We start from the raw sequence: 12,031 nt of genomic DNA, 5'->3' as shown, positions 1-12,031 counted from the left end.
TATCATTGCTTTTTTACAGACAAAAGGCAGAACCATGTCTCAATCAATTTGGCTCGCTATTGGGCTCGTACTTATTGTGGAAGGGCTCGGCCCCTTGATTGCACCCAATGGCTGGAGAAACATGGTCGCGCAACTGAGCGAGCAACCAGACACGCAACTGCGCCGCATTGGAGGCTGTCTTGTGGTGGCTGGAGCGGTTATCGCTTTCATGACCTACCGCTAGGTTTCTATAAGTAGAACGCTGTTAAGCGCCTTCCCTCGCGCCCCAATAGTGAATCCACAAACATGTCTCCTCCTGAAAGAAGTCATAGAAAACAAAAAGGCTCCCACAATGGGAGCCTTTTAAGTTTTAACGTATTTTGCTTATTAAGCTAAGCATTCGCTAACGCATCAGCTTATTTTGCTGGAGCGCCGCTTGCTTGATTCATGTATTGGAAGAAGTCAGTCTTCGGATCCAGTACTAGAATGTCGCTCTTATCGCTAAATGATGTCTCATAAGCTTGCAATGAACGCATGAAGCCGTAGAACTCAGGATCTTTGCTGAACGCATCAGAGTAGATCTTCGCTGCTTCTGCATCCGCATCACCACGAGTGATTCGAGCTGTACGGTCAGCTTCAGCAAGAACTGTTGCCACTTCTAGCTCAGCTTGAGCACGGATAACTTCCGCTTTCTCACGACCTTGAGAACGGTGTCTACGAGCAACCGATTCACGTTCTGCACGCATACGGCGGTAGATAGATTCACTGATTTCGTCAGGAAGGTTAATCTTCTTCATACGAAAATCAACAACTTCAACACCTAAATCAGCCATCGCACTTTCTGCCGTTCCAGACAAAACGTTTTCCATGATCTTATCGCGTTCGCCATCAACTTCTAGTGCTTCTGCAGCCGCTACCGTTGTGACGACTTCGCTATCAGCAGAGTCTGGCAGGATGTCCTTGTTGCGAGGGCCTGACACGATCTGCTTAATTTCACGAGAACCAATTTCAGAACGAAGAACATCTGTCACTTTACGCTCAAGAAGTGCTTCTGCCGTCATGATATTACCGCCACCGGTACTCAGATAGAAACGTCCAAAATCAGCAATACGCCATTTTGCGTAAGTATCAATTAGAACGTCTTTTTTCTCTGATGTTACGAAACGGTCAGAACGGCCATCCATCGTTTGAATACGAGCATCAAGTACTTTTACGCGATCAAACATCGGTAGTTTAAAGTGCAGACCTGGTTCATAGATTCGTGATACGCCGTTGTCATCGAGAACTCGACCAAAACGAATTACCATGCCACGCTCACCTTCTTGAATCACAAACACTGACATCAATAGAAGGGCAATCGTCACAACTAATACAGGGATCATTAATTTACGCATTATTAGTATCTCCCTTGGCGTGAACTGTCTGAACGAGTTTGAGTGCTAGGCTTTGGATCCGCTTGAGTTTCTAACTCAATTTGATCGTAAGTTGATGATGCTTTTGCAGGGCGAGAGCCCGACTGAGAACCACCTTGTGCGCCTAGCTTATCAATTGGTAGGTATAGCAAGTTACCGCTTGATTCAGAATCAATCAGGACTTTCGATGTGCTTGAGTACACTTTTTCCATTGTATCTAGGTACATACGGTTACGTGTTACTTCAGGAGCAGCTTGGTATTCAGGTAGCAGTTTCTCGAATTGAGCAACTTGACCTAGAGCACCATTAACTATGCGCTCTGAGTAACCCACCGCTTCTTTCTTCAAACGCTCAGCACGACCTGTTGCTTTTGGAAGAATGTCATTTCGGTAAGCTTCAGCTTCACGTTCAAAACGCTCTTCATCCTCACGAGCCGCGATAGCATCATCAAATGCATCTTTCACTTGCTCAGGTGGACGTGCTGACTGGAAGTTCACATCAACAATCAGAATACCCATATCGTAGCTATCAATAATACGGTTCAACGTTTCTTGAGTGCTTTGACGAATCTGCTGACGACCACTTGTCAGGATACTATCCATTAGTGAGTCACCAATTACCGCACGAAGCGCGGAATCGGTTGCTTGACGTAAACTGTCGTCTGCATTCGTTACACGATACAAGTACTTGTATGGGTCAGAAACACGGTATTGAACACCCATTTCAACGGTCACAACGTTTTCATCTTTCGTTAGCATCGTGCCAGCAGCACGTAGAGAACGAATCGCTTGAACGTTTACTAGTTGCTCATCACTGATTTCATCGATGAAGCGTGGGTGCCAGTTAAGACCAGGTTCTTCGATACGGTCGAACTGACCCAGTCGAAGTACTACTGCTCTTTCTGCTTCGCCAACGGTGTAGAAACCAGCGAAGAACCAGATAGCAATAGCAATAACGGCAATGACACCAAAGCCAATTGCACCGCCACCACCAATAGATGGTCCGTTGCCGTTGCTACCTTTTTTACCAAACTTGCCACCTAACTTTTGACTTAGTTTATTAAACACTTCGTCTAGATCTGGCGGTCCTTGATCTCGGCCGCCGCGATTATTTTTATTACCCCAAGGGTCATTATCGCGGCCGTTATTATCGCCGTTGTTGTTATTTCCAGGCTCATTCCACGCCATTAGAAAGCTCCATCATTTGATATGACGTTATACTGTAGCAGTCTCTTTGGTAACGATAAAGTCACCTAAGAGCGCCCCTTCTCTTTTTTCAAGTTTAGACCAATCTATTTGTTGCATTCGGATATCTATCAACAAGTTACCATTTTCATCATACTCTTCCTGTTGAATACATTTCATCTCGAAGAATAAGCTGCGAATACGGCCCTGATGTTGATGTGGAATACACAACCGGAATTGAACCATCTGGCTAGCTAAACGCTCAGTTAAAGCTTCAAACAGTAGCTCAATACCTTCTCCTTCCATTGCAGAAACCCAAACAGCGCGAGGTGCGCCCTCTTCGTCTCTTTCAATTCGAGGTTTTTGGTCTTCCATGCAGTCAATTTTGTTCATGACTACAAGGGTTGGCACTTCATGAGCATCGATTTCTTCTAATACTTCATGAACAGCCTGAATGTTCTCACGAAAACGGTCATCACTGGCATCAACAACATGTAACAAAATGTCAGCTTCCTGCGTCTCTTGTAATGTTGCCTTGAACGCAGCGACCAAGTCGTGTGGTAGATGACGGATAAAACCTACGGTATCTGCGAGAATTGCAGGCCCGACATCTGCCAAATCAATCTTACGTAGTGTTGGGTCTAGGGTTGCAAACAGTTGGTCTGCCGCATAAACACCAGCACTTGTGATGCGATTGAAAAGTGTTGATTTCCCTGCGTTGGTATAACCAACCAAAGAAATTGTTGGGATTTCAGCTCGATTACGAGCACGTCGTCCTTGTTCACGCTGCTTAGCAACTTTCGCTAAACGACGTAGTATTGCCTTTATACGGTCACGCAACAAACGTCGATCGGTTTCCAGTTGAGTTTCACCTGGACCACGAAGACCAATACCACCTTTCTGCCTTTCAAGGTGAGTCCAACCACGAATCAACCGGGTAGAGATATGACGAAGCTGAGCGAGCTCAACTTGTAGCTTACCTTCATGAGTTCGCGCACGTTGTGCAAAAATATCTAAGATCAAACCCGTGCGATCAATCACACGACATTTACACAATTGCTCGAGGTTGCGCTCTTGGGCAGGAGAGAGGGAGTGGTTAAAAATCACAATTTCAGCACCGGTCAGCTGAACAGCTTGTGCGATTTCTAGGGCTTTACCTTCTCCAACGTAGTATTTAGGGAGTGGGGATTGTCGGCTACCAGTAATCACTTGTAGCGTTTCTACCCCCGCTGAGGAGACCAGCATTTCACATTCGCTTAGATCTTCCCATTCTCCCTCTTGCGTGAAGTTGATATGAACAAGTACGGCTCGCTCGCCGGATTCATAACGGTCAAACAAGCAACCAACTCCTTATTACAGCGCAAGCTGTACAAATTGAACGATTAATCTTCAGTCTTCTCTGGACGATCAGATGGCGTGCGTTGCTCGCCGCTGTGGTGACTAACTGCGCGAGCAGGTACCACAGTAGAAATCGCATGCTTGTAAACCATTTGGTTTACTGTGTTCTTCAATAAGATCACGAATTGATCGAAAGACTCGATCTGACCTTGCAGCTTAATGCCGTTAACAAGATAGATAGAGACTGGAATGCGCTCACGACGGAGTGCATTTAGGAATGGGTCTTGTAGCGATTGCCCCTTAGCCATTTTATTTTCCTTATTTGTATTTTGTTGTAATTATTTAGCTAGTGGTGCACAAAAAGGTGCGGCCTTTGCATCTGAGCTAAATGAATAAAAAAACTCCGTTGTTATTGAAAGGCTGTGATTTTTAAAAGCCTCAATAACGGATCCTTTCCAGAGTATATTCACGCAAAAGCGATCACATTATACACAGCAATACTAATCAGATGCTATTGCATCTGAAAGAGTTTCTAACGCTTGATCAATGTTTTCGCTATCTAACCAAGTTAAATCATCCCAACTGCGCAACCAGGTGATTTGTCGCTTGGCCAACTGACGGGTTGCACAGACACCACGGAAAACCGCTTCGTCTAAATCACAATTACCGTCTAAATAATCCCACATCTGCCTATAACCAACGCATCGGATCGATGGCAGTTCAGGGTGAAGATCTTCTCTGGCGTACAACGCCTTCATTTCATCTTCAAACCCAGCTTCTATCATCTTCTCGAAACGCAGCTCAATGCGGCGATGGAGTTCAGTCCTTTCCTTGGGAGCTATTGCAAATTGTTTTACACGAAATGGCAGGCTATCGCCTTTCGTTTGAGTTAGCTCTGTTAATGTTTTACCCGAAATTCGGTAAACTTCCAATGCCCTTGAAAGCCTTTGTGGATCATTTGGGTGTATTCTTTCAGCGGATACGGGATCTATCTCTCTTAATTGATCGTGCAATGCCTGCCAACCTTGTTCGATAGATTCCGCTTCAATCTGCTTACGAATCTCTTGATCCGCGGCTGGTAATGGCGATAAACCTTCCAACAATGCTTTGTAGTACAGCATTGTGCCACCAACAAGTAACGGGATTTTGCCTTCCGCTACAATCTTATTCATTTCATTGATCGCATCACGACGAAAATCTGCCGCAGAATACGCTTCGCTTGGATCCAAAATATCAATCAAGCGATGAGGCGCGAGCTCAAGCTCTTCCGCATCCGGTTTAGCGGTACCAATATCCATGTCTTTGTAGATCAATGCCGAATCGACGCTGATGATCTCTACAGGGTATTTCTGACGTAAGCGGATAGCTAAATCTGTTTTTCCTGACGCCGTTGGGCCCATTAAAAACAACGCTAAAGGTAATTTTTCAGTCATGATATTTTGTATTTGCTTCTCTGTTTTAGCGCTTTTTAGCAAAGGGCTTTGTGTCGCGACGTATTCAGCTAAAAAGACAAAGGTCGTCGCGAAAAAATTAAACCGTAAACGCGGCTATAGTCGCTGAAAAGTCGATAGGATTAACAAACTCTGGATCATCTAATGGAAGTAGACCATGCCAAAGTTGTTCTAGTTCCCCAACTAGTTGAACCGCTTCAGATAAAGTGTAGTCGCTTTTTACTTGTGCGGTTTGAATCCCGATCCAGTTGACCAATGATGGCAATAGGTCGTTAGAAACATTAGCCGAGTGTTTATCAACAATCTGAGCGTTTAATGAAGCCGCGTAAGATAACAGATCTGGGATCAAAATTTGTAAGTTTTGCTGCCTTAAAGGAGAAGGCACGCCCATCACCATTACCGCCTCGCTGTTTCGCGCCTTAAGCTCAATCCCCAGTAATGCCAGAGTTTGACTCAGCGCCTTAGCAACTTCGACAAGTTCACTACCCAGCTTAATCGATAAAGGCACCAATAGTGGTTGGCTTTTTAACGCACCACCTCGAGTATCAAGCTGACCAACAACACGTAATAATTCAGCCTTAGCTAAGGAAACCAAAACACAACCATTCTTGTTGCCCATCACGAGATATTGACGTTCAACAACCGAGACCGCTTTCCCCAAATCCGTCACTGCTGCTCTTGGCTTTAAATGAACAGGATTCTGTTGAGCAGGCTTAGCTTCTTTATTTTCTTTATTTTCTTTATTTTCTAAGTTGTCTCTGGTTTCTACTGGTGCCACATGCTCTTGAGAAGATGAAGGCTGTACAACTTGATCATCAAAATCAGGCGTTTTCAGAAGCTCTTTATAGGCTTTCACTTCTCGCTTAGATGGCGCGGGTTCACCATGATGTTGGTGTGGCTCTTTCTCTTTTTTAGGTTCAGGTCGAGACTCTATCCACTCTTGGCGAGAGGAAGCGGTAAAACTGCTGTCACTAGTAGCCGAGCTTCGGCCAGCAGATGAACTTGGACTGGTTGATGAGCTTGGGCTAATTGATGAAACATAATGTCGCCCACCATCATTAACGCTGTGCTGAGAGTTATCATAAACCTGCTCAGATTCGGCTTTTCTTGGGTAGGCTGGCGTCTGCTCAATCGCATGTCGCACTCTTTCAGAAACCTGCGATTGTTCCGAATGAGCTGGGGTATCGCTTTCTGGAGCGCTAAAACTCGTCGTCTCTTCCACTTCAGGCACCGAACTATCCTGTTGATAATTAGGGGCTTCTGATTGGTGGAAAGCGGATTGATTAATAGGCGCCGCATCAATCTGCTTGCTCTGTGCTAAACCGTCACTCAATGCTTGGTAAATAAAGTCATGCACAAGGCGAGCTTGATGGAAACGTACTTCATGTTTGGCAGGGTGAACATTCACGTCGACTTGATGCGGGTCTAGCTCAATGAACAACACATAAGTTGCAAATTGGTCTGGGCGTAGGCTGGTCTCATAGCTTTGACGAATCGCATGATTGATCAGCTTGTCTCGCATCATACGACCGTTCACATAGCAGTATTGTAGATCGCTTTGTTGTCTTGCTCCTTCTGGCGTGGTGATCCAGCCATGAAGTTTTAGGCCTTGATGCTCAAGTTCGATCTTAAGCATATGACGAACAAAAGGATTGCCACATACCGCAGCGATTCGCTTTTCTGCTTGAACTTGTGTTTTTGCAGCGCGGTACTGACGAATCATCTTGCCGTTATGACGAAGGTTGATCGTCACATCAAAACGACTCAATGCGATGCGTTTAAGCAACTCATCAATATGGGTGAATTCAGTTTTCTCGGTGCGTAAGAATTTGCGGCGTGCTGGCGTATTAAAGAACAGGTCCAACACCTCAACCGAAGTGCCAATAGGATGCGCCGCAGGCTGCAGTTTCACCTGCATATCACGGCCTTCACTGTGTGCTGCCCAAGCTTGATCTTGAGTGGCAGGGCGTGACGTCATGGTTAAGCGCGCAACCGAGCTAATACTCGCCAGCGCTTCACCACGGAAACCGAGGCTGACGATCGCCTCTAGGTCATCAAGAGTGTGGATTTTGGAGGTAGCATGACGACTCAGTGCCAAGGCAAGCTCATCTTTTACGATGCCTTTACCATTGTCACGAACGCGGATCATCTTGGCGCCACCTTTCTCGATATCAATATCGATACGTGTCGCACCAGAATCCAAACTGTTCTCAACCAACTCTTTTACAACAGAAGCGGGTCTTTCTACCACCTCACCCGCTGCGATTTGGTTAGCTAACCGAGCTGGCAGTATTTTGATCGTCATATTTATAGCTACCTTACTGCCATTGATGGAAACGCTGCTACGTTTGCACTAGTTCTTATTTTTTATCATTGATATACCTGAAGCTGTTTAGCATTCCCAAGACTACTTGTGAGGAATAATCAACACTTGGCCGATAGCCAGGCTGTCAGATTTTAACTTATTCGCTTGGCGAATGCTGTTGACGCTCACGCCGTATTTCGAAGCTATCTTGCCAAGGTAATCACCTCTTGCAACTTTGTGTTTGCGCAGAGGAACATCTTTAACTTCAACCGTAATACGTAACTTTTGGCCTACTCTCACCGTCTCTGATTTCAAACGGTTCTCACGTTTAATATCAGCCACCGACACTTTATAGCGGCTGGCGATCTTACCTAGGTACTCTCCAGACTTAACCGTGTGAGTGATGGTCTTAGTTTGAACCGCACTGCTTGATGATGAAGTTGAAGCACTGCCTGGAATCTTAAGTACTTGACCAATTGCTAGGCTGCTCGATTTCAGATTGTTGAACTTCATCAACGTCTGTGTCGACGTACCATACTTGCTCGCAATCACAGACAAAGACTCACCACGAGAGACTTTATGTTGGCTCACGCTGCCCGTTGATGACGTTGCGTTAGACAAGATAATCCCTTCAGGCGGGTTAGCCTTCAAATACTTAACCACCGCTTTAGTCACTGCTCGTGCCAATTTATCTTGGTGCGAACGTTGGAAAAGAAGCTTCTCTTCCGTCGGATTCGAAATAAAACCTGTCTCTACCAGTACTGATGGGATCTGTGGTGAACGTAATACTGCTAAGCTGGTGTTAATCGGCTTGCTATTGTGCAGTTTCGCAACCTTACCCATTTCAGACAGAATTGCCGTTGCCAGTTTGTAGCCCTCTTTTTGAGAGTGGCTAAACTGCAAATCAAGCAGGGTTTGGTTTACGTTCTTATCATCAATATTGCTTGTGAACGCTGCACCGCTACCACCAAGCAATTCAGACTGTTTCTCTTTATTCTCAATCCAACGAGAGATCTCTGTATTTGCGCGTCGAGTGTTCAATACAAACACTGAACCACCTCTTGGTTGAGGCGTCGTAAAGGCGTCGGCGTGAATAGAGATCAACAGGTGAGCTTCATTCTCTCGAGCAATCGCAACACGTCGATTCAGGTTCACAAAGTAATCAGCATTACGAGTCATACGAGTTTTGATCCCCGGGACCGCATTCAGTTGAGCTGCTAACTTCTTAGAAATACTCAGAGTCGCGTCTTTTTCGTATTTACGCGTAGGACCAATCGAACCTGGGTCTTCACCACCGTGACCAGGATCAATCACAATTAGAATATCTTTCTGGCGCTTAACCTGATTAATGTTCTTACTTACCGTTGGCTTACTCGGTGTCGATGTCGCTTTACTTGCCGCACCATGAGGTAAGTCGATCACCAAACGGTGTCCATACTGACCACCTGGGGTCGGGCTCAGTTTGAATAATTCTGCTTTAGACGACTTCTTTAACTCAAAAACCAAGCGATAGGTGTTTTTGTCTGGCGGTGAGCTCTTACGAATCTTAGATAGAACAGGGCTGTCTTTCACCTCGACCGGTAACTTAGTCGCAAGACTGGTATTTTTTAAATCAACCACTAAGCGACTCGGGCTACTCAGGGTGAAATAGCTAAAGTCCGCTTCTGATTTTAAGTCGATAACCACACGAGTTTCTTCTGGAGAAGGCCAAACCCTTAAACTTTTCAGTGAGTTTGCAGAAACAAGTGAAGAAAACAGTATAGAAAAAACAGCAGCCATCATGGCCACTGTTGAAATAAGGCGTTTAGAAATCAACATAACTCCAACTGACTAAGTAAGCGCTGTCCGTATTCACTATTAGCGGTTAAAGAAACAACACGGTGATCGTCTTGGTAACGAATATCAATATCCAAATCGGCTTCTGGTAGCATCCCATAACCTTTCTCAGGCCATTCAACCAAACAGATAGCATCCGGAGTAAAGTAGTCACGAATTCCCATAAACTCTAACTCTTCAGGATCGGCTAGGCGATAAAGGTCAAAGTGGTACACCTGCCAATCTGCAAGTTGATAAGGTTCAACTAGAGTATACGTTGGGCTCTTTACATTTCCTTGATGGCCAAGTGCTTTTACAAAGCCACGACTGAAAGTCGTTTTACCTGCGCCAAGATCACCATGCAGATAAATAGTCGTCTGCTGTGAGCAAAGATTCGAAAGCTCCGTTCCTAATTGAATCGTTGCTTGTTCATCTTTCAAAGTAAATTGTTTCGTGCTCATGAATACGTTCTCTAAAAATCGATCGTTGACTATATAAAAATCAAAAGAACAAGAATAGTAAACCGTGATGCTTTTGGGAGACAAGCACTCAAGTGTAAGTTCTATGAAAAATACTGCTCAAAACGCGTCTGTTCTGGTCAACACCACTAAGATCCGTTAAGATCCGCCCCCATTTTTGCCGAACCTAATTTTAATTAGCCTTATCTCTAATTGTAAAACAGAGAAAATAAGAAATAAGCCATGAATCTAGACCATCTTGCTGAAAAAATTAAAATCTGGGGAAAAGAGCTGGGCTTTCAAAAAGTTGGCATCTGCGATGTTGATTTAAGTGAACACGAAGCCCCTCTTCAAGCATGGCTAGATGCTGGCAACCACGGCGAAATGGATTGGATGGCTCGACATGGGATGATGCGTGCACGTCCTGATGAACTTCACCCAGGCACAATTCGAGTGATCAGCGCTCGAATGAACTACCTACCACCAGAAGCTCAGTTCGCCTCTAACCTAAGCGATACCACTCAAGGCTACATCAGCCGCTATTCTTTAGGCCGCGACTATCACAAATTGTTCCGTAACCAGTTGAAAAAGCTAGGACAAAGAATTGAAAAAGAGGTCGAGGGTTTAGACTCACGCCCTTTCGTCGATTCAGCGCCCATTTTGGAAAGACCACTCGCTCAAAAAGCAGGGTTGGGCTGGACAGGTAAACACTCATTAATTCTTGATAAAGACGCTGGCTCTTGGTTCTTTCTAGGGGAGCTGTTGGTTAACATCTCTCTTCCAACGGATGAACCCAGTCTTGATGAGTGCGGCAAATGCACCGCATGTATCACTTCTTGCCCAACGGGTGCCATTATTGCTGATGGCGTAGTGGATGCTCGCAAATGTATCTCGTACTTAACCATTGAATATGATGGTGTGATCCCTGAAGAGTATAGAGATGCCATTGGTAACCGTATTTACGGTTGTGATGATTGTCAGTTAGTTTGCCCATGGAACCGTCATGCCGAACTTACAGAACAAACCGACTTTCACCGCAGAGAAGATTTCCAAGAAGCCGATCTGGTGTCACTTTCAAGTTGGGACGAAGCAACCTTCCTAAAGAAAATGGAAGGCTCAGCAATCAGACGTATCGGCCACACCCAGTGGTTACGCAACATCTTTGTTGCGATGGGCAATGCACCATTCCAACAACGCATTGTTGAAACGCTGGAGTCTCATCAAGGGAAAAACGATATGTTGGATGTGCATATTGAGTGGGCTTTGAATAAACAACTACAGCAGTTACCCAACGCTAGCAGTGTGCAAGAAGATAGCTCTACGCAGAAAAATAGCTGTGTGCAAAAAAGTAACAGCAAAATCTCCACCAAAAAGCACAGACTGATACGTATAGTAGAGAAAGGACTACCAAGAGACGCCTAGCCCTTTTGGTATCAACGATTGACAGCGACACCCACATCGATAGTCCAATATTTAAGACAACTCGTTGCACATAATTTTAGAACAATGTTTGACCTTGTTCTCAATTCTAACAATGTGGAAAAAATTCAGAACTCTCGTAAACTTCCGACACCCGAGCAAAGTTAAACACAGTACCGATAAATGATTAAGATCAAAAAACAACAAGTTAACGATCTTTTATTAAATCCAAGATAGGCATCCAACTTGATAAAAAACAACAAGTTACGATCGCTGCAATTCATCTAATATATTGAAAACAAGAAAGATCTTTTAGGGATAGGTAAAGAATTAAGCCTGAAACAACTTTATCAACCAAGTTATCCACACCTAACATTTTGTGGATAAGTCTGTTTATAGATGTGAAAAACCTCAAGTGTCTGCTTCAGAGACCTGATATTTACTAGCATTTCAGTTGCTAAGAAAAATTTAAGACAAAAAAATATCCACCATGATGGAGGATTATTTGCTTTTTTGGGGGATTATGCTTCGCAGCATTAAAGAAAGAGCGTGACCTTTGTGGTCGCCTTTAAACACAGAGGTTTAAAGTACTTATTAGCTTTTTTAGAAGAAAGCTGGAGCGATACATCGGGTTCGAACCGATGACCTCAACCTTGGCAAGGTTGCGCTC

General features: G+C 44.6%; 10 protein-coding genes. 2 read left to right on the top strand and 8 right to left on the bottom strand.

Going from position 1 to position 12,031, the window contains the following annotated elements; all coding sequences use genetic code 11:
- The first annotated feature begins 34 nt into the window (after positions 1-34).
- Entirely contained in the window at positions 35-223 is a 189-nt protein-coding gene (locus AB6E51_RS20435; RefSeq protein ID WP_010434105.1) for a DUF2065 domain-containing protein, read from the top strand.
- A 172-nt stretch (positions 224-395) separates the two neighbouring features.
- On the opposite strand, the gene hflC is transcribed toward AB6E51_RS20435, so the two are convergent.
- The 8 genes from hflC to tsaE all read right to left on the bottom strand — a co-directional run bounded on the left by hflC (position 396) and on the right by tsaE (position 9,945).
- Positions 396-1,373, bottom strand: a complete 978-nt coding sequence (hflC, locus tag AB6E51_RS20430; RefSeq protein ID WP_017059930.1) for a protease modulator HflC — start codon at positions 1,371-1,373, stop codon at positions 396-398.
- 2 nt (positions 1,374-1,375) lie between these two features.
- Positions 1,376-2,578 (bottom strand): FtsH protease activity modulator HflK, encoded by a 1,203-nt coding sequence (gene hflK, locus AB6E51_RS20425; RefSeq protein ID WP_372059030.1) that lies wholly within the window; start codon positions 2,576-2,578, stop codon positions 1,376-1,378.
- Positions 2,579-2,605: 27 nt separating this feature from the next.
- Positions 2,606-3,913, bottom strand: coding sequence for a ribosome rescue GTPase HflX (gene hflX, locus AB6E51_RS20420; protein WP_017059928.1), 1,308 nt, complete (start codon positions 3,911-3,913; stop codon positions 2,606-2,608).
- A gap of 44 nt (positions 3,914-3,957) precedes the next feature.
- Entirely contained in the window at positions 3,958-4,221 is a 264-nt protein-coding gene (gene hfq / locus AB6E51_RS20415) for an RNA chaperone Hfq (RefSeq protein ID WP_017059927.1), read from the bottom strand.
- 192 nt (positions 4,222-4,413) lie between these two features.
- Positions 4,414-5,346, bottom strand: coding sequence for a tRNA (adenosine(37)-N6)-dimethylallyltransferase MiaA (gene miaA, locus AB6E51_RS20410; RefSeq protein WP_017059926.1), 933 nt, complete (start codon positions 5,344-5,346; stop codon positions 4,414-4,416).
- A gap of 97 nt (positions 5,347-5,443) precedes the next feature.
- A complete protein-coding gene (gene mutL / locus AB6E51_RS20405; protein WP_372059028.1) occupies positions 5,444-7,669 on the bottom strand; it encodes a DNA mismatch repair endonuclease MutL in 2,226 nt (741 codons plus the stop codon).
- 102 nt (positions 7,670-7,771) lie between these two features.
- The gene (locus tag AB6E51_RS20400) at positions 7,772-9,487 is read right to left on the bottom strand and encodes an N-acetylmuramoyl-L-alanine amidase (protein ID WP_372059026.1); all 1,716 of its coding nucleotides are present in this window, start codon (positions 9,485-9,487) and stop codon (positions 7,772-7,774) included.
- Positions 9,481-9,945, bottom strand: a complete 465-nt coding sequence (gene tsaE / locus AB6E51_RS20395) for a tRNA (adenosine(37)-N6)-threonylcarbamoyltransferase complex ATPase subunit type 1 TsaE (protein WP_017059923.1) — start codon at positions 9,943-9,945, stop codon at positions 9,481-9,483. Before tsaE ends, AB6E51_RS20400 begins: the two co-directional genes overlap by 7 nt.
- Positions 9,946-10,185: 240 nt before the next feature.
- Here tsaE and queG point away from each other — a divergent pair, with 240 nt between their 5' ends.
- Positions 10,186-11,364, top strand: coding sequence for a tRNA epoxyqueuosine(34) reductase QueG (gene queG, locus AB6E51_RS20390; RefSeq protein WP_372059025.1), 1,179 nt, complete (start codon positions 10,186-10,188; stop codon positions 11,362-11,364).
- Positions 11,365-12,031: the final 667 nt, after the last annotated feature.

The organism is Vibrio sp. 10N.247.311.47, from assembly GCF_041467535.1.
Classification (GTDB): Bacteria; Pseudomonadota; Gammaproteobacteria; order Enterobacterales; family Vibrionaceae; genus Vibrio; species Vibrio crassostreae_C.
Note: the sequence above shows the minus strand (reverse complement) of the source record. Positions and strands in the feature narration are given on the sequence as shown.